We start from the raw sequence: 22,926 nt of genomic DNA on the forward strand, positions 1-22,926 counted from the left end.
AACCCGCTTGGGCGTGATTTAGTCACTCTGCCCCGGATTTGAAACCGAATTCTGACGCTTTGCCAGATCGCGCAGGATGCGCGGCAGGCGGCGCAGCGCCTTGTAGCTGTCGAGGTGGCTTTGCATCTTCACCGCCGGAAAGCCCATCATCACCCGCCCATCGGGCACATTGGACAGCACGATGCTGGCCCCGGTGATCACGCAATCCGTGCCGACGGTCACATTGTCCGCCACCCCGGATTTGCCGCCCAGAACCGTTCGGTCGCCAATCACCGATGACCCGGCCACGGCCGATTGCGCGGCCAGCAGGCAATAATCGCCCAGCACCACGTTATGGCCGACCTGCACAAGGTTGTCGATCTTGGTGCCATGGCCCACGCGGGTGGGCCGGATCGTGCCCGCGTCCACGGTCGAATTCGCCCCGATCTCAACATCATCCCCGATCACCACCCCGCCAAGGCTGTGAATGCGGTGGTGGGTCGGATCGTCGGGCGCGGTCAGGGGGGCGGCGCCGAGGGTTTCCTTGACCCGCTCCACATTCGAAGGCTCTGCCGTGACAAAGGAAAACCCGTCGGCGCCGATCACCACGTTCGGATGCAGGATGACATTGGCCCCGATGGTCACGTTGCGGCATAGGCGCACCCCGTCATGCAGCCGCGCATTGGCCCCAAGTGCTGCGCCACCGGCAATGGTGACATGGGCGCCGATCCGGCTGCCCGCGCCGATCTGTGCCCCCGCGCCGACAATGCTGAACGGGCCGACACTGACCCCCGGCCCGAGCGTCGCGCCCTCCGAAATGAGCGCCGTGGGGTGGATGCCCGCCTCTGCCGGGTCATCGTCCAGCATCTGCGTCAGCCGGGCCATGGCCAGTCGCCCGCGCGGGGCAAAGATCGCCGCCTTCACCCCCAATGCCTGCCAATCCGCGCCAGGCCAAAGGACCGCCGCACGCGCTGCGCCCTCCGGCAGTCGGTCCGCATAGGCGGGCGACAAGGCCAGCGCCAATTGGTCAGCGGTAGCTGTGGCCGGCTCTGACGCGCCGGTGACGGTCAGAGACACATCGCCCACGGCCTCGGCCCCCAATGCGGCGGCAATCTCCTTGATTGTGTGTGCCATCTGGCGGTCCTTCCCCTAATCGAGGAAGAATTAGCCCTGAACGGCCCGCACCGCCACCCCTTCACGCGCCAGCGCATTCCAGATGCGCCCATCGCGACCATAGACATCGCGGCGGAACTGCAGGCTGCCCGTCACATTGGTGAAGGCCGTCCGATAGACGATATGCACGGGCACCGGATCGGCCAGATCCACGCGGGTTTCATTCCCGGTCCGCAGGATCGACTGGAAATATTCCTCGGGATTGTTGGTCTGACGGGCCAGCAGCGCATAGGCGAAATCGAACGGGTCGTTCAGGCGGATGCAGCCGTGGCTATAGGCCCGAACCTCGCGCGAAAACAGGCTCTTGGCCGGGGTGTCGTGCAGGTAGATGTTATAGGGGTTGGGGAACATGAACTTCACCAGACCCAGTGCGTTGCCGTTCGACGGCGGCTGGCGCATGGAGAAGGGGAAGGTCCGGGCGTTATACTGCGTGAAATCCACAGACCCGCGGTTTACGGCGCGGCCCCGGCTGTCGGTGATCAGAAGCTGCCCGGCGGCATTCGGGTTCCGCTGCAGCTGCGGCAGGTATTCGTTCACGATGATCGAGCGGGGGACATACCAGCTGGGGTTGACCACCATGAATTCCATCACGTCGGAGAACTCCGGGCTGCGCCGGTCGGAACTGTTTGCACCGACGACCGAACGGGTGACAAAGCTGACCCGGTCGTTGTCAACGATGGCGGCGGTGAAATCGGTCAGGTTGACCCAGATGTGGCGGGCGCCGCGCGGCCGGTTCAGCCAGCGTTCCCGCTCCATCGCGACGATCACGGATTGCAGCCGCTGTTCAAGCTGGACGTTAATTTCAACCATGGTGGACTGACCGGCCACACCATCGGCGTTCAGCCCGTGCGATTGCTGGAACCGCTGGACCGCGGACTGCACCGAGGCATCATAGGTCTGCGTGGCGGACCGGTCCATGAACCCCATGAGAATCAACCGGTTGCGCAGCGCGACCACGGCATTTCCACTATCACCGGGTTCCAGCGAGCGGGCCGGAACCGCCGGGCCCCAGCCGCCATTTGCCAACAGTCGTTCCAAGCGGATCTTCTCGCGCAGAAGACGGGCGTATTCGGGCGAAGACGGGGGCAAGGATCGCAGGAATGCCTGCGGATTGGACTGGGCAAAGGCTTGAATCGTGCCCAGACGGGGGCGCAGCGGCACCTCACGCACAAGTCCGCTGTCGATGCTACGCGGGGTCAACATGCCGGTCTGGATGTCACGGGCGTATTGCAGGAACAGGCGGGACAGTTCCACCTCCATCGCGCCCTTTTCGGCCGGGGTTTGCGCTGCTTCCAGACGGGCCATGATCGCGTCGGCGTCATAGCGGCCCATCGGCAGGCCATGATCGCCCGCGCCCGCAAAGGCCCGCATCAGCGCGTTGCGGCGGTTCCGGTCGGCTGCGGTCGATCCGGTCCAGATCCCCTCGAACTCTCGCCCACGGTAGAAAGTGGCAAGGTCGTCATCCCGCGCCGCGGCTTCGGCCACGGCCTGGCGGAACGCAGTGACCTGTGCCTCGACCGGGCTGGACAGAGACACGAAGGACAGGAAAAGCGCGAACACGGCGCAGAGAAACGAAATTGGCCGCAGGCCGGCGGTGGACAGCATGGCTCCCCCAAGGAACATGAAAACAGGTTTTCCCAACTATCCCCGACTACCCGCGAAGGTCCATTCACAATTGCCTCAGCAGCAGCCTTGGCGATTGACTGTTGCAGCATCACCCGCACCACCCCCCCGTTGCGCAAAAGACGCGGGTGCAAATTTGCGCAAAATCCCGCCGATTTCCCCTTTGTTCACCATGGTCTTGGTAAACATGGGTTGGCCCACGAATCATCTTATGCCATAACGCCCATACATCTGGGGATGAGATGGCAGGTAGCGGGCCGAAAAGGCGCGTGAACAGGTAAGCGACGGGACAGCGCTGATTATGACGAACAGCTCTTCGGGCATTTCGCGACGCGGGCTATTGACCGCTTTTGCCGCGACCGCGATTTCTGCGGCCCCCACATTCTCCAACGCAGCAAGCTTCCTTCGGGGGGCAGGCGATATTCGCAGACTGCGGATGTATTCGGGCCGGACCGGCGAAAAGATCGACATGATCTACTGGATCGAAGGCGAATATATCCCCGAAGCGATGAACCAAATCACCCATTTTATGCGGGACTGGCGGACCGGGACGACGATCCAGATCGACAGCCGCACGGTCGATATCATGGCTGCCGCACACAATCTTCTGGATGTCAGCGAACCCTACACCCTGCTGTCGGGCTATCGGTCGCCCCAGACCAACGCGATGCTGCGCAGCCGGTCGTCGGGCGTGGCCCGCAATTCCCTGCACATGCGCGGACAGGCCGCCGACCTACGGCTTGCCAGCCGGTCAACCAGCCAGATGGCCCGCGCCGCCCAATCCTGTAACGCGGGCGGGGTCGGGCGCTACGCCGGATCGAATTTCGTCCATATGGACTGCGGACCGATCCGCACCTGGAACGGATAACGACAAAGCCCCGGTTTCCCGGGGCTTTCTTTTTCTGTCAGGGTTCAGGTCTGGTCAGGCAGGTTCGCGGACATGGCCGATTGCGGACACCACCAGCGGATCAAGCCCTTCTCCCCCGGCCTTTGCATGATCCAAAAGCTGGGCGCGCATCCGGGGTTCCCAGAAATCGTTGATATGGGCGGCCACCTTTTCGGCCTGGTCTTCACCGGGCTGCGAGGAAAAGAACTTGGCGATCTGGTTGGCCATCATGACCATTTTTTCAGGCGACATCAAAGGCTCCGGTCTGGATACGGTCGGGGTGGGAATATAGGTCAAATCCGCCGCCACGGGCAAAGGCGGCGACGGTGAGGTTGGCAGCATCGGCCTGCCGCAGGGCATGGGCCGTGGGGGCCGAGACAGCGATCAGAACCGGGCATCCGGCGATCACCGTCTTCTGCACCATCTCAAGCGACACGCGCGAGGTCAGGACAAAGGCCCCCTGCCCGGCGTCGATCCCGGCAAGGGCCAGTGCGCCGATCAGCTTGTCCAGCGCATTGTGGCGGCCCACATCTTCGCGGGCCAGAACGATCCCCTGTCCGGGCATCAGGAAACCAGCCGCATGGACGGCATGGGTCTGGTCGTGCAGCGGTTGGAAGGCGCGAAGGGCATCCGTGGCCCCCGCCACATCCGCCGAGGTCAGAAGCGGCCCGGTTTCGGGCAGAACCGGCAGCGCGCGGGCGGCTTCCTCAAGGCTGTCGATCCCGCAAAGGCCACAGCCGACCGGCCCCGCCATGCGGCGGCGGCGCTTGGCCAGCGCCTCGGCCCGGTCGGCGGACAGCCAGAACCGCGCCTCGATACCGGTCTCATGCTCAGCGATCTCGAACTCTTCGATCTGATCGAGGGTTTCGATGAACCCCTCGGTCACGGCAAAGCCATGCGCGAAATCCGTCAGATCCTGCGGGCTGGCCATCATCACCGCCTGCGTGGTCCCGTCAAAGACCATCGCCACGGGCGTTTCCTCCGGCAGGCTGCGCAGCACCCTGCGCTGCCCGTCCCGCTGGACGGACAGCCCGGGCCAGTGTGTGACCGGCCCGGTCATTGTCTTACTCCGCCGCCGGCAGGATACGGCGCGACCGTTCGGCCTGCGCGGCATAGTCTTCCTGCCATTCGGTGGGCCCGTTCGACGGGCTGACCTGAACCGCGGTCACCTTGTATTCAGGACAGTTGGTCGCCCAGTCGCTGAAGTCGGTGGTGATCACGTTGGCCTGCGTGTCCGGGTGGTGGAAGGTGGTATAGACCACGCCGGGGCTGACCCGGTCGGTGATCGTCGCCCGCAGGGTGGTTTCCCCCGACCGCGACGCCAGCTTGACATAGTCGCCGTCCTTCACCCCGCGCACCTCGGCGTCATGCGGGTGAATTTCCAGCACGTCCTGATCGTGCCAGACCACGTTCGCCGTGCGGCGGGTCTGGGCGCCCACGTTGTACTGCGACAGGATCCGGCCCGTTGTCAGCAGAAGCGGGAAGCGCGGTCCGGTCTTTTCATCGGTCGCCACATATTCGGTAACGATGAACCGGCCCTTGCCCCGGACAAACCCATCCACGTGCATCAGCGGCGTGCCGTCCGGGTTGGCGTCGTTGCAAGGCCACTGCACCGATCCGCGCTCTTCCAGCATCTCGTAGGTCACATTGGCGAAGGACGGCGTCGTCGCGGCGATTTCCGCCATGATCTGGCTGGGATGGGTATAGGTCCAGCCCGCGCCCATTGCGTTGGCCAGCATCATCGTCACTTCCCAGTCGGCATAGCCGTTCTTGGGCGCCATCACCTTGCGGACCCGGTTGATCCGGCGCTCGGCGTTGGTAAAGGTCCCGTCCTTTTCAAGGAAGGTCGAGCCGGGCAGGAACACGTGGGCGTAGTTGGCGGTTTCGTTCAGGAACAGGTCGTGGACGATCACGCATTCCATCGCGGCCAGACCGGCAGCGACGTGCTTGGTATCCGGGTCCGACTGCAGGATGTCCTCACCCTGACAGTAGAGGCCCTTGAAGGTGCCTTCGACAGCGGCATCCAGCATGTTGGGAATGCGCAGGCCCGGTTCCGGGTCGATGGTCACACCCCATGCGGTTTCAAAGATGTTACGCACTTCGTCGCCCTTGACGTGGCGATAGCCGGGCAGTTCGTGCGGGAACGACCCCATGTCGCAGGACCCTTGCACGTTGTTCTGCCCCCGCAGCGGGTTCACGCCCACGCCCTTTCGGCCGACGTTGCCGGTCAGCATGGCAAGGTTGGCGATACCGATAACGGTGGTCGACCCTTGGCTATGTTCGGTGACGCCGAGGCCATAGTAGATGGCCCCGTTGCCGCCCTTGGCGAACAGCCGCGCGGCGGCCCGCAGTTCATCGGCCGGAACACCGGTCAGCAGTTCGGTCGCTTCCGGGCTGTGGCGCGGGTCGGACACGAATTCAGCGTATTCCTGGAATTCGTCCCAATCGCAGCGGTCACGGATATAGGCCTCGTCCATCAGACCCTCGGTCACGATGGTATGGGCCAGGGCGGTGACCACGGCGACGTTGGTGCCGGGGCGCAGCGCAAGGTGGTGCGACGCCTTGATATGGGCCGATTTCACAAGGTCCGTGCGGCGCGGGTCGATCACGATCAGCTTGGCCCCGGCGCGCAGGCGCTTTTTCAGCCGGCTGGCGAACACCGGGTGGCCGTCGGTCGGGTTGGCCCCGATGACGATCACCACGTCGGTATGTTCGACACTGTCGAAATCCTGTGTCCCCGCCGAGGTGCCGAAGGTCTGGCCAAGGCCATAGCCGGTGGGCGAATGGCAGACGCGGGCGCAGGTGTCGGTGTTGTTGTTCATGAACACACCACGCGCCAGTTTCTGCACGAGGTAGGTTTCCTCGTTCGTGCAGCGGCTGGAGGTGATCACACCGATCGACCGGCGGCCGTATTTTTCCTGCAGGCCGCGCATGCGGTCAGCGGCAAAGCTCAGCGCTTCGTCCCAGGACACCTCTTTCCACGGCTGGTCGATACTGTCGCGGATCATCGGGTTCAGGATGCGGTCCTGATGGGTGGCATAGCCATAGGCAAAGCGACCCTTGACGCAGGAATGACCCCGGTTGGCCTTGCCGTGCTTGTAGGGGACCATGCGGACCAGTTCGTCGCCGTTCAGCTCGGCCTTGAAGGAACAGCCGACGCCGCAATAGGCGCAGGTGGTCACGACAGAGCGCTCCGGTGTACCAAGTTCGATCACCGATTTTTCCTGCAGCGTCGCGGTCGGGCAGGCCTGCACGCAGGCACCGCAGGACACGCAGTCGGACGACAGGAAATCGTCGCCCATCGCGCCCGCAGACACGCGGCTTTCAAACCCGCGGCCTTCGATGGTCAGGGCGAAGGTGCCCTGTACCTCTTCACAGGCGCGAACGCAGCGCGAGCAGACGATGCATTTCTGCGGGTCATAGGTGAAATAGGGGTTCGAGGTGTCGGCGGGAATGTATTCCGGGTTCGCCCCGGTCGCGCCGCGCACTTCGAAATGGTTGCGGCCCGGTTCATAGCGCACATCGCGCAGACCCACGGCCCCGGCCATGTCCTGCAATTCGCAATCGCCGTTGGCCGCACAGGTCAGGCAATCCAGCGGGTGGTCGGAGATATAAAGCTCCATCACGCCCTTACGGATCTTCTTGACCTTCGACGACTGGGTGTGAACGACCATGCCCGGCGCAACCGGCGTGGTGCAGGACGCGGGCGTGCCGCGGCGACCTTCGATTTCCACGACGCACAGACGGCAGGACCCGAAGGCCTCTAGACTGTCGGTGGCGCAAAGCTTCGGGATGGACAGCCCGGCCTCGGCCGCGGCCCGCATGACCGATGTGCCTTCGGGCACGGTCACATCGAAGCCGTCGATGGTCAGGGTGACGGGCGCACCTTCCTTGGCGGGGGTGCCCATATCCTTGTCGTCCCAAGGGATAATGAAGTCTTTCATTTCGCGCCTCCGTTCAGGACATGCGCCACAATCGCGTTCGCGTGTCCGTGGCCCAATGCGTGTTCGGTCTTCAGAAAGCTTACAATTTCCATGTGCTTGTCCCCAGACCGGGATTTCACAAGGTCAAACCAATGGGTCATCGGCTGGCCATATTTCTTTTCGATCGACGGGAAGTAGGACGCGGGGCCCTTCACCTTCTCGGTCATTCCGCCGCCTCCTTCGTGGTCGCGAAGTCATCGGGGAAATGGGTCAGCGCCGACATCACCGGGAAGGGGGTGAACCCGCCAAGCGCGCACAGCGACCCGTCTTTCATCGTCTCGCACAGGTCGGTCAGGATCTCGACCGCGCCTGCGTCGCCCCGACCGATCCGGTCGATGGTTTCAACGCCACGCACTGCGCCGATCCGGCAGGGCGTGCATTTGCCACAGCTTTCCACGGCGCAGAATTCCATCGCGAAGCGCGCCATTTGTAGCATATCCGCCGAGTCGTCGAAAATCACGACCCCGGCATGGCCGATCAGACCGCCCTGCCCGTCGAATTCCTCGTAGGCGAAGGGCGTGTCGAATTTCGACAGGGGCATATAGGCGCCCAGGGGGCCGCCGACCTGAACCGCCTTGACCGGGCGGCCCGTCGCGGTGCCGCCAGCAATGTCGTTGACCAGCTCGCCCAGTGGCATCCCAAAGGCGGTTTCGAACAGCCCGCCGAATTTCACGTTGCCCGCGATCTGGATCGGCATCGTGCCCTTGGACCGGCCAAGGCCGAAGTTGGCGTAGTGCTCGGCGCCCTTTTCAAAGATCACCGGAACCGTGGCCAGGGAGATGACGTTGTTCACCACCGTCGGCTTGCCCAGGAACCCTTCGAGCGCCGGAAGCGGCGGCTTGGCCCGGACGATGCCGCGCTTGCCTTCGAGCGAGTTCAGGAGCGAGGTTTCCTCGCCGCAGACGTAGGCGCCCGCGCCGACCCGGATTTCCATGTCGAAGGCCCGGCCCGATCCCAGCACGTCGGCGCCAAGAAGGCCCCGCGCCCGGCCGATGCGGACGGCTTCGTTCATCACCTCGATCGCGTCGGGGTATTCGGACCGCAGGTAGACATAGCCCTTCGTCGCGCCCACGCCGAGGCCCGCAATCGCCATGCCCTCGATCAGGGTGAAGGGGTCGCCTTCCATGATCATCCGGTCGGCGAAGGTGCCGCTGTCGCCCTCGTCGGCGTTGCACACGATGTATTTCTGATCGGCCTTGGCCCCCAGAACGGTGTTCCACTTGATGCCCGTCGGGAACCCGGCCCCGCCACGGCCGCGCAGACCGGACTTGGTGACTTCCTCGACGATCTCGGCCCCGGTCATGGCGATGGCACGGCGCAGGCCGGACAGGCCGCCGTGCGCTTCGTAGGCGTCCAGATCCAGCGGGTCGATCAGCCCGCAGCGGGCAAAGGTCAGGCGGGTCTGGCGGGCAAAGAACGGCATGTCCTCGACCGCGCCCAGCCCTTCCAGCTTGCCATCCAGCAGCGCGGGAACGTCCGCGACAGAGACCGGACCATAGGCGCGGCGGCCCGCGTCGTCTTCGATCTCGACCAGCGGTTCCAGCCACAGCATGCCGCGCGACCCGTTGCGGATCACGGTCACATCGGCGCCGCGCTTGTCCGCCTCTGCCCGGATTGCGGCGGCGACATCATCGGCGCCAACTGCCTTGGCGGCGCTGTCACGGGGGACGTAGATTTTCATGCGCCTGCCTCCGCCAAAAGGGTTTCAAGTTTCGCTTCGTCCAGACGGCCCACAACGCGATTGTCGACCATCGCCGCCGGGCCGCTGGCACAGAGGCCAAGGCAATAGACCGGTTCGATCGTCACATTGCCATTGGCCGTCGTGCCGTGCCATTCAAGGCCCAGCTTGGCCAGCGCCGCATCGGCAAGCGCCTTGGCCCCAACGGCCTGACAGGCCTCGGCCCGGCAGATTTTGACCACGTGGCGGCCCGCCGGAACCTCGCGGAAGTCGTGGTAGAAGGACATGACCCCGTGCACTTCCGCCTTCGAGATATTCAGCGCATCGGCAATCAGCGGCACGGCGGCCTGTGGCACATGGCCGTGGGCGTGCTGGATGGCGTGCAGAATGGGCAAAAGCGGCCCTTCAAGGTGCATCTGGCTGTCGATCAGGGCCTTAAGGTCCTCGACCGGCACCTGGGGCGCGGATGTGGATTGGGCGGGCATGGGTATCCTTCCTTCGCGAATGTGCGCCTTATCCCCTTCGGCGATTGATACTTCAATGTCGAATTATCGTTCTTTAATAGATATTATCTATCACAAATCCGCAGATCAAAGCCGACCGACCAGCCACCAGAACCGACCATTCCAACAGCAAAAAGGGGCGAAGCTTTCGCTCCGCCCCTGTTACTCGAACGAACTTCGACTTACCGTCCGGCTGCCATCCGCTGATCCGGGCGATAACGGGTATCGTCGGCGATCTGGAATCGGCCGTTGCGCACCTTGCTGATCCGGCCCTCGCGCAGCAGCGTGCCGAAGGACCGCAGCCCGTCTTCGCGGCTGAATTCCTCGGGCACGATTTCGCGGACCTTGTTCATGATCTGCGGGCGCGAGAAGTCGTCCATGCCCTCCACGAAAGAGGTATAGGCAGCAGCGGCTTCGAGCAGTTCAGCCAGCCCGTTTGCACCAACGCTTTCCGCGAATTCGGCAAAGTTGTCCGCCCCTGCCGTTTCACGCACGGCGGGTTCGGCCACCGGGCGACGCGGGCGAACCGGGGTCACCGGCGCGACCGCAGCGGCGGGGGCTGCCTGTTCGGGCGCGTCAACACGCTGCGACGCAACCAGCTTAAGCGGGGCCGGACGCGGACGTTCCGTGCGGCGCTCGACCGGACGCTCCGGCTTGACCGGGGCGGCAGGGCGGGCCGGACGGACAACGCGGCTCAGGTCCTCGCGGAAATTGCGCGCGGCCTTTTCGTCCTGATCGTCTTCGTCGCCCAGCTGACGGGCAGCCTCGGTTGCGGCGACGGCGGCCTTGAGGTGCGAAATCGCTTCGCGGCGACGGCTGCCGTCGGGTTCGGACATCTGGGCATCGGCCCGGGACATCAGACGCGACAGGGCGTCGTCATCCGCCTCCGGCTCGCGCCCCAGCAGGGCCCGGCCCGGACGTTCCTTGGCGGCCACGGGGGCAACCTCGTCTTCGTCCTCGTCGTCATCGACAAGGTCGTTGTCTACGAAGGCGTTGGTCATCTCGTCGTCAAGATCATCCTCGTCCTCATAGTCATCGGACAGGGACAGATCTTCGTCCTCGGCGTCCTCATCTTCATCCTGTTCGGCCTCGGCAAGATCGGCCAGCAGTTCGGCTTCATCCTCGTCCGACAGGACGCCGTGTGCGATGCTGTCATAGCTGGAAAACTCGTCGATCCCGTCAAGCGCGGCAAAGTCGATCCCCGACTCCTCGGCCTGATCCTCGACATCGTCCTCGGGCGCGTCCGGTGCAGAGGCGGCGGCGATAACGTCGTCAAGGCGGCCCTCGGCCACGGCGGCGTCATAGTCGCGGCGCGACATGCGCAGAACGCGGGCCGCGATTGCGGGCTGCGGAGCGGGCGTTTCGTCCAGATCCGAGTCCTCGGCATAGACGTCACTGTCGTCTTCGGCCTCGGCTTCGGCGCTCTCTTCTGTCAGGGTTTCCAGAACAAGGGGTTCCGCCTCGTCAACACTGTCTTCCGCGTCGAAGTCGGCAAGGCTGAAGGCGTCGATATCATCGCTATCCTCCGCCTCGACGTCGGCCACCGGTTTTTCCTCCGCGGTGTCCTCTGCGCTGGTCGCGGCCATGACGGCGGCAAGGCGCTCTGCCTCGTCGTCCTCAACCTCGGCCTCAGGCTCGACCATCGGTTCGACCGCGGCCTCTTCCTGACGCAGCAGCGCCTCTTCGAAGGCGTCGCTGAAATCGTCGCCGTCTTCGTCGTCAAAGCTATCGATCACGCCCGACGACAGATCTTCGGCAAAGTCCTCGGTTTCCGTCACCGGGGCCGTGGACCGACCGACGACCGCGCGGATACGCTGCAACTTGGCGGCGACGCTTTCGCTGTCGGGGTGGGCGGGTGCCTCGGCAATGGTCGTGTCGATATCTTCCCAGATCTCGGCCGGTGCTTCCGCTTCGGCGATCTCTGCCTCCGGCGCCACCTGGGCCATTTCCGGCTCCGGCGCGACCTCGGGGTCGACGTGTTCTTCCACTACCGGACCGGCGGCCGCGAGCGGTGGGGCCTCATCGGCCCCGGCCCCCGGCCCGGCAATGGTCCCGGTATCAAAGGCCGTCGCCTCGTCTCCGGTATTCGGTGTCTGGGTTGCGGGAACCGAGGGCGCGGGCGGCATCGCCGGGGCCTCCGCCCGGACAGGCTCGGCCACGGGTTGCGGTGCGGCCTCCAGTGCGCCGGTTGCCCGCAGGACAAGGCCCGAGGATTCCATCCGCGCTTCGACCCGGCGTGCGATCTCCTTCTCGGCGATCCGCGCCAGCATCTCTGCATCGGGGGTCGGGGGTTCTGCCCCGAAATATCTGTCATCCGCCGCCAGATCGCGGAAATACTCCGCGATGGCCTTCATCGTGTCGAAGGATTCATCGAATCCCTCGAGCGTGCACGAGAAGGTGCCATAGGAAACGGTAAGAATCTTATTCGATCCAACCATGTTTTGCTCGCTTTCTCCCCAGCCCAGCGACGTTTTGTTTACCAGCAATTGGTTCGCAATCGGGAACGGAATAGGGTTATTGGGGGTATTATTTCATGACCCTTTTGGGGAATGTCGCCAAATCGGGATCAATGGGGCAAAGGCGTAAATGATTGTTTCATCTCGGGCCGCAGTAACGCTTGTCGGTGGAGGCCATTGTGGCCCAACGGATATTAACAGCGCCTTGCGCCATGCGCCAAACCTCGTGGCTGCCGATGGCGGGGCCGGGCGAGTCCTTGCCGAAGGGCTGCGCCCCCTGGCCGTGATCGGTGACATGGACAGCCTGAGCGCAGAGGCGCACGCGGCTTTTGCGGACCTGCTTCAGATTGTCCCTGAACAGGACACAACGGATTTCGAGAAGTGCCTGACCCGCATCAGCGCCCCCCTGGTCCTTGGGGTCGGGTTTCTGGGCGGCCGGGTGGATCACGAATTGGCGGTCTTCAACACGATGACCCGTCACGCCGGCCGGGCGATTGTCCTTCTGGGCAGCGACGATGTTGTCACGCTTCTGCCCCCGGCCCTGACGCTGGACCTGTCCGCCGGGTCGCGGTTGTCGCTGATGCCACTGGGCCCGGCGCGGGTCTGGTCGTCCGGCCTGCGCTGGGATCTGTCCGGACAGGACATGGCGCCGGACGGGTTCTTGTCTATCTCGAACGAAGTTGCCGGGCCCGTCATGTTGCGCTGCGAAGGGCCGGTCCTGCTGATCACGCCGCGGGCGGCGCTTGCCCCGGTTGTGGCTGCCGTGACAGGTGCCGTTCGCGGGCAATGATGTAAAGCCCGGCCCCGATTGTCACGCTGATCCCAAGGGCGGCCGGCCCGTTGGGCAGATCGCGGAAGATCAGCCAGCCAATCAGCGTGCCAAAGGGGATCTCCAAGTATTGCATCGGCGCCAGCGTAGCCGAAGGCGCGAAGCGCAGGGACCACGTCATCAGCAGGTGCGCCAGCGTCCCGATCAGCCCCAGCGCCAGCACCATGCCCAGACCCACGCCGCCGACCCCGTCAAGCGACAGCGGCGGCCAGTCCGGAAAGATAATCGCGACCGGGCCCAGAACCGCGAGCGCCATCGCCCCCGACACCGCCTGCATCGAGATCGGGTCCACATCCTTGGCCATCATCCGCGTCACCAGCATGAAGCCGACAAAGGTCACTGCCACCCCCAATGGCAAAAGCGCGGGCCAGCCCACGGCGGCAAAGTTCGGCTGGATCACCAGAAGCGTCCCGACAAACCCCACCGCGCAGGCGCTCAGCCGGTGCGGCCCCACCTCTTCGCCCAGAAACAACCAGCCGGCCAGCAGCATCAGGAAGGGCATGACAAACGCAATCGCCAGAGCGTCCGCCAGCGGCAGATATTTCAGGGCGGAAAACATCATGGCGATCCCGGCGATATGCAGGACCGTCCGCACCGCGATCAGCGACAAAACCCTGCGCCCCACCGGAATGGGCAGGCGGAACAGCAAAGCCAGCGGAAACAGGAACAGGGCCTGCGCGCCGAAGCGGATCATCACCATCGCGCCAACAGACATCACCGAGCCAAGCAGTTTCGCAATCGCGTCCCCCATGGGCGCGAGAATGCAAAACCCCACCATCAGGAGCATGCCAAGAAAGGGACGATCCGCCTGCATGTTCGCAGGCTATGCGCGCCGCCGCCTTGGGGCAACCGCAGGAAGGGTCACCGACCCGCGCCGCGCGTTCACCCGTTCGCGATGGATGATGTAGAGGCCCGACAGGACGATGATCCCGATCCCGGTCCAGGTCAGCGCATTGGGGAAGTCACTGAAGATCACATAGCCAAGGATCGCCGCGCTGACGATTTCCAGATAATGCAGCGGCGCCAGCGTGGCCGAGGGCGCGAACCGCAGTGCGAAGGTCATCATCAGATGCGCCACCGCCGCCGCCGCGCCAACCCCGAACAGCCAGACCCACTCCAGCCCGGCGGGCATCTGCGGGTCCAGCGTCGGCCAATGGGTCCAATCTGCCACCACAAGCACCGGGATGCAGATCACCATGGCGACCGTGGCCGTGTGATACTGCATCGCGACCGGGTGCATCTGGCGGCCAAGGCTGCGCGTGACCAGCATATAAGCGGCAAAGGAAAACGCGGTGCCCAGCGGGAACAGCGCGACCAGCCCGAAGGCCACGAGGCTGGGCTGGATCACCAGAAGCGACCCGCAGAACCCCACGACCGAGGCCCCGATCCGCCGCGCGCCCACCTCGTCGCCAAAGATGACTCGCCCGAGGATCAGCAGGATGAAGGGCTCGACAAAGGCGATGGCCAGCGCGTCGGCAATTGGCATGACCTGCACCGCCGCGACAAAGCAATAGGTCGACAGGATCAGGAACATCGCCCGCAGGATCAACCGGCCGAGAACCCCCGGCCCCATCCGCACCCCCTGCCCCATCCACAGGCAGACCGGCAGCATCAGCGCCGCCTGCACCACGAAACGGGCCGTGGTGATCTGGCCCACTGGCAGGGTCTGCGCGGCCAGCTTCGACGCCACGTCGATCAGCGGCGCGGTCACGCAGAAGCCCAGCATGAGGGCGACACCAAGAAGGATACGATCGCTATTCATGCCCCCCGGATAGGACGCGGGTTCGAGCCCGTCCATCCTGAAACCGACATCCCCGATCCCAAGTGATTGCACCGCGCCGATTTTCCGGCCACGATCCCGGCAACCACGGATCAGGAGACCCCCATGTTCGCCCGCGAAAAGATCAACTATGCGCCGATCCCCCTGCCCGACCGCGCCGATATGACCGATGATCAGATGATCGCGGCGGCCCGTGCCTTCTATGACCAGATGAAGAAACGGCATTCGGTGCGGGATTTCTGCGACCGGCCGGTGCCGCGACAGGTGATCGAGGATTGCGTGCGCACCGCCGGGTCCGCCCCGTCTGGCGCCAACCACCAGCCCTGGCATTTCGTGGCCATTTCAAACCCGGCGATCAAGGCGCAGATTCGCGCGGCTGCCGAGGAAGAGGAAAAGAAATTCTACGAAGGCGGCGGCGGCGACGAGTGGATCAAGGCGCTGGAGCCGATCGGCACGACAGCGGACAAGCCGCATCTGGATATCGCCCCCTGGCTGATCGTGATCTTCGCCCAACGCTGGGGCGAATTCGATGACGGCACCCGCTACAAGAACTATTACGTCCCCGAAAGCACCGGGATCGCCACCGGGTTCCTTCTGGCCGCGTTGCATCAGGCGGGGTTGGTGTCGTTGACCCATACGCCCAATCCGATGAGCTTTCTCAACGACCTTCTGGGCCGCCCGAAGTCGGAAAAACCGATCATGATCGTCGCGGTTGGGCACCCGTCAGACGACGCGACCGTGCCCTCTGTCGCCAAGCTGAAGAAACCGCTGGCCGAGATCCTGACCGTCGCCGACTGACCCGCCGCGACATATCCCACCGTTGACACGCGCGGTTTGCCCGGCCAAAGGTCGGGCAACCTGACGGAGCACCGATGACAGACGCACCTGCCGATATCCCGCCAGAAGAATTCAATGAATGGGGGCCGTTCGGACGGCCGATCTTCGACGATCCGCAGGCGCGGGCGCTGTCGCGCGTGGGCGTGGTCGATGTCGGGTCGAACTCTGTCCGGCTAGTGGTATTTGACGGGGCCGCACGCAGCCCCGCCTATTTCTACAACGAAAAGATCATGTGCGCCCTTGGCGCGGGATTGCAGGAAACCGGGCGGCTGAACCCCGAAGGCCGGGTGCGGGCGTTGAACGCGATCCGCCGTTTCGCGGCCCTTGCCGAAGGGATGGGCATCGCCCCCCTGACCGCCGTCGCCACCGCCGCCGTGCGCGAGGCCACCGACGGGGCCGAGTTCCGGGCCGAGGTGGAACGCGAAACCGGAATCCGCCTTTATGTCATTGACGGCGAGGAAGAGGCGCGACTGTCGGCGCAGGGGGTGCTCTTGGGCTGGCCCGGGTCCTATGGTCTGGTCTGCGACATCGGCGGATCGTCGATGGAACTGGCCGATCTCGACAAGGGAGAGGTCGGGCGTCGCCTGACATCGCCACTGGGGCCGCTGAAGCTGCGGGGGTTTGCCTCTAAGAAGGCGCTCAAGGCCCATGTCCGCGACATCATGGCCGACCTCCACGACCGGATGGGCAATGAAACCGGCAAGCGACTGTTCCTTGTGGGGGGCAGTTGGCGGGCCATTGCCCGGGTCGACATGGAACGACGGGGCTATCCGCTGACCGTGCTGCACGAATACCGGATGACGAAACAGCAGGTCGCGGCGACCAGCGAGTATATCAGCGTCAGCAACCTTGAAACCCTGCGCGGGCGCACCGGCACCTCCGCCGATCGGATGGCGCTGGTGCCCATCGCATCGGTTGTGCTGCGCGAGCTGGTCAACACCTTCAAGCCCAAGGATATCACCATTTCGTCCTACGGGATTCGCGAAGGGATGCTGTATCAGCAGATGCCGCAGGAATTGCGGATGCGCGACCCGCTGATCGAGGCCTGCCGCTTTGCCGAGGCAAAGGACGCCCGCCTGCCCGGTTTTGGCAAGACGCTCTATGATTTCGTCTCGCCCCTGTTTCCCCGCGCCGATTGGCAGAAACAGCGGATCATCAAGGCCGCCTGCCTGCTGCACGACGTGACCTGGCGGGCGCACCCCGACTACCGCGACGAGGCGGCGTTCGACAACGTGACCCGCGCCAACCTTGGCGGGCTGAAGCACCGGGAGCGGGTGTTCCTCGGGCTTGCGCTGCTGCATCGCTATACCAACAAACGCGAAGGATCGCGGTTCGAACCGATCTTCCAACTGCTTGAAGCGGAACGTCAGCGCGAGGCGGAGGTGCTGGGCAAGGCCATGCGGCTGGGCGCGATGTTGTGGCTGCAGGCTGATGAACCGCCGGGCGTCCTGAAATGGAAGCCCAAGAAACGGCACCTGATCCTTGAACTAACCGACCACGCCCGCCCCTTGTTCGGTGAAGTGGCCGAGGCCCGGCTGAACGCACTGGCCAGCGCGCTGAACGCCACATCCGAGGTGCGGTTCGCAAGCTAGGGCCTGTCGTCCTGATTTAGCGGCGGCGCGACCGGGCATAGGGAGCGGTTCTGGCGCTGCCTAGCAAAGCTATCTCAACGATTGCGCGAGATCGCCGCCTCGGTCTGGTTTCGTTGCAGCGAAAAACACGCCCATTCGATCCCCGAAACCGAAAAGCTGCTACTCACTAGTGTAAGTTCTTCATCCGCGAATCCCGAAACTTGCCAGCCGGATCCGATGGACTGGGCCAACTTCAGTCCCGCCAGGATCGCCCCTGACCAGACAGTTTCGGGCAATTCCTTCTCAAGACTGACCTTTGTGCCGCCCTTGTCGTATTTTTCGAATGTGGGGTGACCAGCTTGGATAATCTTGTTCACCCGATTCACAACCGAACGAGCATTTCCCTCTTTCTCGGTCGTGAGCACCAAAGAAATACCTAGACGCACAAATCCTCCATTTCTGACAATGGCAATTGGCGGAACAAGTTTTGCGCAATGCTACGCCCATTTCCCCGCTTCTACAGCCCTCGCAACCTCTTTGCCGTCAAAGGTCGATTTCTTCCCCATCCGGCGGCACCCATTCCGGGGCCTCGTCCCGGCGGCGCAGGATGATGTCGCCGTTGGGCATCACCTCGGGCGGGTGGTAGTTGGAAAAGCTGTCCACGGTTTCCAGAAGCTCGATCAGGGCCGGGCCCATCTCGACCGCCAGTTCCCGGAAGGCGGGGCGCAATTCCTCGGCCAGACCTTCGAATTCCTCGATGGCCGGTTCCATTTCTTCCATGATGCCCTTCAGGATCAGGCGGGCGCCTTCCTCCATCAGGGAAAACCCGTCTTCCTCTGACTCCTCAATCTCTTGCGCGGGCAGGCCCACGGGCAGCAGGGACAAGGACAGGGCGAAGGCGGCACTGGGGATGATCCGTTTCATGGGACCAATATAGGGGCAACCCTGCCCCCGCCCAAGGGTCAAAGGTCGATATCGATCGACACCGGGAAATGGTCCGAGGCGATCAGCAGAGACTCGCGCAGGGCCGGGTCTTCGTAACAGCGGCAATCGTCGAAAGGGTGCCAGATGCGCCATTCCGGCCCGATCCGTTCCAGCCCCGGCGACACCATCACGTAATCCAACAGCGCCGAGAGATAGCGCCCGTCGCGCGGCAGGCGGAACCGCGCGGTGGTCGGCATCGCGCCCACACGCTGGCCAAGTGCCATCTTGGCGTGGGGGTCAAACAGCGTCGTCGCGCCGTTTTCCCCCAGAACGATTTCGATACTCGACCGGCCGAACAGCTTTTCATATTCATCCAGCCCCGGCCCATCGTTGAAATCGCCCAGAACGATCAGGTCTTCGCCCGCTTCCAGATGTTGTTCAACGCGCTGACGCAGCCAGATGCATTGGGCCAGTTGCTTGCGCCGGTTTTCGATCGACACGCGCATGATCTCTTCGCGGCTGCGGGCACCGTGGGGGGCCTTGGATTTGGCATGGACCCCGATCAGGCGAAATTCGCGCCCCGCCGTGGTGCGGGCCGCAACCTCCAGCGGTGGCTTGGACCAGCGGATCAGGTCCGGGTCGGCGTCCACGTCCAGATCAATCCGAAACACGCTGTCGAACCGGGGCGCGTGCCGGTCGCCCTTCTTGCCCGTCTCGTCGCCCTGCGGGTCGTGAAACACCACCAGCCGGTCCGGGTCATAGAGCAGCATGATCTCCTGCTGGGTATCGTTCTGAAATCCAAGAAGGGCCTTGCGCGCCCGCAGATCGAACCGCGCGGCGAAGTTTTCCAGCGCGGCGACCCCGTCACGGCCCCGGTGCACATCGGGGGCCTCGATCACCATGACGGCGTCGGCGTCCAGCGCGGTGAACACATGGCCAAGGGCCGCGATCTGTTCGTCGCGGCGCACGTCCTGACGGCCCGACCATGTGTGATCCTCGATCAGCTTGCCGGCGTCGTCGAACAGATTGTCGAACCATTCGACGTTATAGGTCGCAATGCGCATTCCGCCCCCCTTTTCGGTCAGGCTGCCTGATTGATCTCTTCCCAGGCGCGATTGATGGCGATCATCCGTTTTTCGGCAAGTTTCACCGCCTCTTCCGGCAGGCCACGGGCTATCATCTGGTCGGGGTGACTGTCGCGGACCGCCTGCCGCCATGCCTTGCGGACCTCTTCCATTGGCGCACCATGAGGCACACCCAGCACATCATAGGGGTCACGCTCCGCCTCCGGGACGAACCGGGCGCGGATGGATTTGAACCGGGCCGGGTCAAAGCCGAAAATCTCGGCCACGCGGGACAGGAACACATCCTCGTTCGGGTGGTATTCCCCGTCGGCCATGGCGATATGGAACAGCCCCTCCATTAGGTCGCACATCGGTTCGGTTTCATCCCCGAACATGGACTTGATGCGGGCAGCGTAGTCTTCAAACCCTGCCACGTCCTGACGGGCAAGGTTGAATACCTTTGCCGCCTGCGCCTCGTCCTGGGCCGAGATATGAAACACCTCGCGAAAGGCGGTCACCTCGTCGCGGGTCACCTGCCCGTCGGCCTTGGCCATCTTGGCCCCCAGCGCGATCACGGCGATGGTAAAGGCCACCGACCGTTCCGGCGGGGTGCGCAGGCGTTCGAAAACCGCCGACAGGCTTTCGCCTTTGGCCAGCGCTGCGATGGCTTCGGATATGCGGGTCCAGATCGACATGGGGGCACCTTAGCGGGTCGTGTGGGGAATGTCAGAGCCGTTTCTGCATCAGCACAAGGTCAATCCAGCGGCCGAACTTGAACCCGACCTCGGGCAGGGTCGCAACGGTGTCAAAGCCGCAGGCGGCATGAAAGGCGACAGCGCCCGTGTTTTCGCCGCTGACCCCGGCAAAGATCGAATGCATCCCCGCCTTGGCCGCCGCCTCACAGACCGCGTTCAGCAGCGCCCGGCCCCGACCTGCCCCGGACCGGCCCGGCGCGAACAGAACGGTATGTTCCGCCGTATGAGCATACCCTCGCCCGCCCCGGAACTGGAAGAACCGGCCAAAGCCCGTGACCTCGCCCGCCTCCTCCCAGACAAGGCAGGGGTCCGTGGACAGCATTTTTTCAACGTCGCCGATCGTCTTTTCGTCCGGCAGGAAGGTCACCGTGGTCTCGCGGATGTAGTGGTTCCATATGGCGGCGATGGCAGCGGCATCGGCGGGGGTGGCGGCACGGATCATTCAAGCACCTTTGGTCCTTGGGGGCTGTCTATCTCGGCCCGCAGGCCGGGGGTGGGACCGGGTTCGAAGGTGATGCGCGGGTCGTCCAGCAGGCCCGCCAACCGCTGCGCGAAGTCCTCGGCCTGCGGGTGCCGGACGATCAACCGGCGCAGGCGCAGCCCGCTGTCTGGCAGGCGCTGTGCCGGGTGCTGGGTTCCCGCGCCCCATTCGATCAGGGTCGGCCAGCCGCCGCCCATCGGCAGGCTGCCATCCTCGGGCACGGCGATACGCCAGCGCAGGTCGCCCCGTTCAAGGTCAGCGGGGCGGCCCGCCCCATCAGGGGCCGCACGCAGCGCCTGATCGATATCCACAGTGCGGCAAATCCAATTGCCAAGGCGGGGCGACTGGGGCGGAGTGTCCAGCCCGAACCAGCGCGGCGCCTGCGGCACGGCGTCGGGGTTCGGCGCGATGACCTCTAGATACAGGTCGCCCATGCCCAGCAGCAGGTTGTGGGTGCCGTAGCGAGCATGTTCCCCGCCCGGACCAAATGCCACCCCAAGCCGGGATTCGGCCCAATCCCGCCCGACGGTCAGGTCGGCGGCACAGACCGCAAGGTGATCCAACTGCCACATCGGGCATCCTTTCGACATTTCCCGCGCAGAATGCCCGGCTGGAACCTTGATGCAAGCGCGATTAACCCTAGGTTTGACCAAACATAACTCAAACACTCAGGATTACCCATGTCCCTGCGCGCAAGCATCGACCGGTTCTTTCAACACGACGCCTTTGGCGGCATTCTTCTGATGGTGTCGGCGCTTGCCGCGCTGATGGTGGCCAATTCATCGCTGCAACCGCTGTACGACGGGGCGCTGTCGTCCTATCTGGCGGTTACCCTGAATGGCGAAGGGCTGGAAAAACCGCTGATCCTGTGGATCAACGACGGGCTTATGGCCGTATTCTTCTTCCTCATCGGCCTGGAACTGAAGCGCGAGATGCTGGAAGGCAAGCTGAAGAACCCGCGCGACGTGGTGCTGCCGGGCATGGCGGCGGTGGGCGGCATGGCGGTGCCCGCGATTGTCTTTGCGATCTTCAACTGGGGTCTGCCGACGATGGAAGGCTGGGCGATCCCGGCCGCGACCGACATTGCCTTTGCGCTGGGTATCCTTGCGCTGGTGGGGGCGCGGGCGCCCTCCTCGCTCAAGGTGTTCCTGCTGACGCTGGCGATCCTTGATGACCTTGGGGCCATCGTGATCATCGCGCTGTTCTACACCGCCGAACTGAAGATCGACTACCTGATGCTCGCGGCGATCCCGCTGGCGGCGCTGGTCTGGCGCAATTTTCAGGGCGCGCATCGGATCGCCCCGGCGATCCTGCTGGGCACGATCATGTGGTTCCTTGTGCTGAAATCCGGGGTCCACGCGACGCTTGCCGGGGTGATCACCGCCTTCACCATCCCGCTGAAGGACAAATACGGCAAATCGCCCCTGCACGCGCTGGAACACGGGCTGACTCCTTACGTCCTTTACGGGATCGTGCCGATCTTTGCCTTCGCCAACGCTGGCGTGGTCCTGACCGGGATTTCCCTGTCCGACCTTCTGGCGCCCCTGCCGCTGGGCATCGCGCTGGGTCTGATCGTCGGCAAGCAGATCGGTGTCTTCGGCGTGACCTTCGCGATGGTGAAATTCGGCATGGCCCGCCTGCCCCATGGTGCGAACTGGATGCATATCTACGGCATCGCCTGTCTCGCCGGGATCGGCTTTACCATGTCGCTGTTCATCGGCGGGCTCAGCTTTGCGGACCCGGCCTTGATGAACGAGGTGCGGCTGGGTGTCCTGTCGGGGTCGCTGGTATCTGCGGTGATCGGTTTCGCGGTGCTGATGCTGGCCAGCCGGACCGCCCCGGCAAGCGCGGCCACCGCCCCGGCAGAGTAAGCCAAAGGACAGATGGGCGCCGGTCAGGCGCCCATCGCCCGTACAGCCCCCCAAATACCCAGCGCCATAGTCGGATAGAAGGTCGCGGCAAAGCCAAAGGCGCGCAGTGCCGGGCGCAGGTGATAGCCCGCCCAGAACAACAGCCGGGCCAAGACGAAACTGCAGGACATGGCTATCAGGATTTCCGGACCGCGCTCGCCCAGTTGCAGGGCGGCGGCGGGCCAGATCGCCAGCGCCAGTACCGTCTGTTCGGTCGAGTTGATCAGCACCCGTTGATTGATCTTGGCGCGCGGGCCGTGAAACCCGCCCCCTTCCGGCGCGTCATTGCCCAGAAAGCGGTGCAGCCCGACCGCCATGACCATGACCCCCAGCACAAGACCCGGACCCAGAAACGCCAGCATCGCCGTTTCCACGAATGGGCCCTGCGGCACCGGCAACCAGCCCGGCACAGCGGTGAACAAGATGGCCGTCCATAGGGCCGCAAAGCCCATTTCGACCACGATAATAACTCTGTCGGACATACCCCACTCCCC

General features: G+C 64.2%; 23 protein-coding genes. 5 read left to right on the forward strand and 18 right to left on the reverse strand.

Features of this window, described 5'->3' with window-relative positions; translation table 11 throughout:
- Nucleotides 1–18: 18 nt before the first annotated feature.
- Together U3648_RS11050 and U3648_RS11055 are read right to left on the reverse strand one after the other, a co-directional pair.
- The gene (locus U3648_RS11050; RefSeq protein ID WP_420859285.1) at nt 19–1,113 is read right to left on the reverse strand and encodes a UDP-3-O-(3-hydroxymyristoyl)glucosamine N-acyltransferase; all 1,095 of its coding nucleotides are present in this window, start codon (nt 1,111–1,113) and stop codon (nt 19–21) included.
- Between the two features lie 30 nt (nt 1,114–1,143).
- Nucleotides 1,144–2,757, reverse strand: coding sequence for a L,D-transpeptidase family protein (locus U3648_RS11055; protein WP_420859286.1), 1,614 nt, complete (start codon nt 2,755–2,757; stop codon nt 1,144–1,146).
- A gap of 319 nt (nt 2,758–3,076) precedes the next feature.
- Between U3648_RS11055 and mepK the strand changes: the two genes are divergently transcribed.
- Nucleotides 3,077–3,643, forward strand: a complete 567-nt coding sequence (mepK, locus tag U3648_RS11060) for a peptidoglycan L,D-endopeptidase MepK (protein ID WP_420859287.1) — start codon at nt 3,077–3,079, stop codon at nt 3,641–3,643.
- A gap of 54 nt (nt 3,644–3,697) precedes the next feature.
- Here mepK and U3648_RS11065 read toward each other — a convergent pair whose 3' ends face one another.
- From U3648_RS11065 to U3648_RS11095, 7 genes are all read right to left on the reverse strand, one after another.
- Nucleotides 3,698–3,913, reverse strand: a complete 216-nt coding sequence (locus U3648_RS11065) for a formate dehydrogenase subunit delta (RefSeq protein ID WP_420859288.1) — start codon at nt 3,911–3,913, stop codon at nt 3,698–3,700.
- Nucleotides 3,903–4,721 (reverse strand): formate dehydrogenase accessory sulfurtransferase FdhD, encoded by an 819-nt coding sequence (fdhD, locus tag U3648_RS11070; protein ID WP_420859289.1) that lies wholly within the window; start codon nt 4,719–4,721, stop codon nt 3,903–3,905. The genes U3648_RS11065 and fdhD overlap by 11 nt, the downstream gene beginning before the upstream one ends.
- Nucleotides 4,722–4,725: 4 nt before the next feature.
- Nucleotides 4,726–7,605, reverse strand: a complete 2,880-nt coding sequence (fdhF, locus tag U3648_RS11075) for a formate dehydrogenase subunit alpha (protein ID WP_420859290.1) — start codon at nt 7,603–7,605, stop codon at nt 4,726–4,728.
- The gene (locus tag U3648_RS11080; RefSeq protein ID WP_420859291.1) at nt 7,602–7,811 is read right to left on the reverse strand and encodes a DUF4287 domain-containing protein; all 210 of its coding nucleotides are present in this window, start codon (nt 7,809–7,811) and stop codon (nt 7,602–7,604) included. The genes fdhF and U3648_RS11080 overlap by 4 nt, the downstream gene beginning before the upstream one ends.
- A complete protein-coding gene (locus U3648_RS11085) occupies nt 7,808–9,325 on the reverse strand; it encodes a formate dehydrogenase beta subunit (protein ID WP_420859292.1) in 1,518 nt (505 codons plus the stop codon). The genes U3648_RS11080 and U3648_RS11085 overlap by 4 nt, the downstream gene beginning before the upstream one ends.
- Nucleotides 9,322–9,807, reverse strand: coding sequence for a formate dehydrogenase subunit gamma (locus tag U3648_RS11090; RefSeq protein ID WP_420859293.1), 486 nt, complete (start codon nt 9,805–9,807; stop codon nt 9,322–9,324). Before U3648_RS11090 ends, U3648_RS11085 begins: the two co-directional genes overlap by 4 nt.
- A 200-nt stretch (nt 9,808–10,007) precedes the next feature.
- Nucleotides 10,008–12,263, reverse strand: a complete 2,256-nt coding sequence (locus U3648_RS11095) for a hypothetical protein (RefSeq protein ID WP_420859294.1) — start codon at nt 12,261–12,263, stop codon at nt 10,008–10,010.
- Nucleotides 12,264–12,411: 148 nt separating this feature from the next.
- Here U3648_RS11095 and U3648_RS11100 point away from each other — a divergent pair, with 148 nt between their 5' ends.
- Nucleotides 12,412–13,071: a thiamine diphosphokinase gene (locus U3648_RS11100; protein WP_420859295.1), complete on the forward strand. Its 660-nt coding sequence runs from the start codon at nt 12,412–12,414 to the stop codon at nt 13,069–13,071.
- On the opposite strand, the gene U3648_RS11105 is transcribed toward U3648_RS11100, so the two are convergent.
- A complete protein-coding gene (locus U3648_RS11105; RefSeq protein WP_420859296.1) occupies nt 13,007–13,924 on the reverse strand; it encodes a DMT family transporter in 918 nt (305 codons plus the stop codon). The genes U3648_RS11100 and U3648_RS11105 overlap by 65 nt on opposite strands.
- Nucleotides 13,925–13,933: 9 nt before the next feature.
- The gene (locus U3648_RS11110) at nt 13,934–14,872 is read right to left on the reverse strand and encodes a DMT family transporter (protein WP_420859297.1); all 939 of its coding nucleotides are present in this window, start codon (nt 14,870–14,872) and stop codon (nt 13,934–13,936) included.
- Nucleotides 14,873–14,995: 123 nt separating this feature from the next.
- Between U3648_RS11110 and U3648_RS11115 the strand changes: the two genes are divergently transcribed.
- Together U3648_RS11115 and U3648_RS11120 are read left to right on the forward strand one after the other, a co-directional pair.
- Nucleotides 14,996–15,688, forward strand: coding sequence for a nitroreductase family protein (locus U3648_RS11115; protein ID WP_420859298.1), 693 nt, complete (start codon nt 14,996–14,998; stop codon nt 15,686–15,688).
- 74 nt (nt 15,689–15,762) lie between these two features.
- A complete protein-coding gene (locus U3648_RS11120) occupies nt 15,763–17,319 on the forward strand; it encodes a Ppx/GppA family phosphatase (protein ID WP_420859299.1) in 1,557 nt (518 codons plus the stop codon).
- A 74-nt stretch (nt 17,320–17,393) separates the two neighbouring features.
- On the opposite strand, the gene U3648_RS11125 is transcribed toward U3648_RS11120, so the two are convergent.
- From U3648_RS11125 to U3648_RS11150, 6 genes are all read right to left on the reverse strand, one after another.
- Nucleotides 17,394–17,723 (reverse strand): hypothetical protein, encoded by a 330-nt coding sequence (locus U3648_RS11125; RefSeq protein ID WP_420859300.1) that lies wholly within the window; start codon nt 17,721–17,723, stop codon nt 17,394–17,396.
- 118 nt (nt 17,724–17,841) lie between these two features.
- On the reverse strand, nt 17,842–18,222 hold the full coding sequence (locus U3648_RS11130; protein WP_420859301.1) for a hypothetical protein: 381 nt from the start codon (nt 18,220–18,222) through the stop codon (nt 17,842–17,844).
- Between the two features lie 38 nt (nt 18,223–18,260).
- Nucleotides 18,261–19,286, reverse strand: a complete 1,026-nt coding sequence (locus U3648_RS11135) for an endonuclease/exonuclease/phosphatase family protein (RefSeq protein ID WP_420859302.1) — start codon at nt 19,284–19,286, stop codon at nt 18,261–18,263.
- A gap of 17 nt (nt 19,287–19,303) precedes the next feature.
- Complete coding sequence (locus U3648_RS11140) at nt 19,304–19,981, reverse strand: TerB family tellurite resistance protein (protein WP_420859303.1); 678 nt, start codon at nt 19,979–19,981, stop codon at nt 19,304–19,306.
- Between the two features lie 31 nt (nt 19,982–20,012).
- Complete coding sequence (locus U3648_RS11145; RefSeq protein ID WP_420859304.1) at nt 20,013–20,483, reverse strand: GNAT family N-acetyltransferase; 471 nt, start codon at nt 20,481–20,483, stop codon at nt 20,013–20,015.
- Nucleotides 20,480–21,094, reverse strand: coding sequence for a VOC family protein (locus tag U3648_RS11150; protein WP_420859305.1), 615 nt, complete (start codon nt 21,092–21,094; stop codon nt 20,480–20,482). Before U3648_RS11150 ends, U3648_RS11145 begins: the two co-directional genes overlap by 4 nt.
- Before the next feature lie 108 nt (nt 21,095–21,202).
- On the opposite strand from U3648_RS11150, the gene nhaA reads away from it, so the two are divergent.
- Nucleotides 21,203–22,393: a Na+/H+ antiporter NhaA gene (nhaA, locus tag U3648_RS11155; protein WP_420859306.1), complete on the forward strand. Its 1,191-nt coding sequence runs from the start codon at nt 21,203–21,205 to the stop codon at nt 22,391–22,393.
- A gap of 23 nt (nt 22,394–22,416) precedes the next feature.
- On the opposite strand, the gene U3648_RS11160 is transcribed toward nhaA, so the two are convergent.
- Entirely contained in the window at nt 22,417–22,914 is a 498-nt protein-coding gene (locus tag U3648_RS11160) for an MAPEG family protein (RefSeq protein ID WP_420859307.1), read from the reverse strand.
- Nucleotides 22,915–22,926: the final 12 nt, after the last annotated feature.

This window comes from Marivivens marinus, from assembly GCF_035969385.1.
GTDB lineage: Bacteria > Pseudomonadota > Alphaproteobacteria > Rhodobacterales > Rhodobacteraceae > SELP01.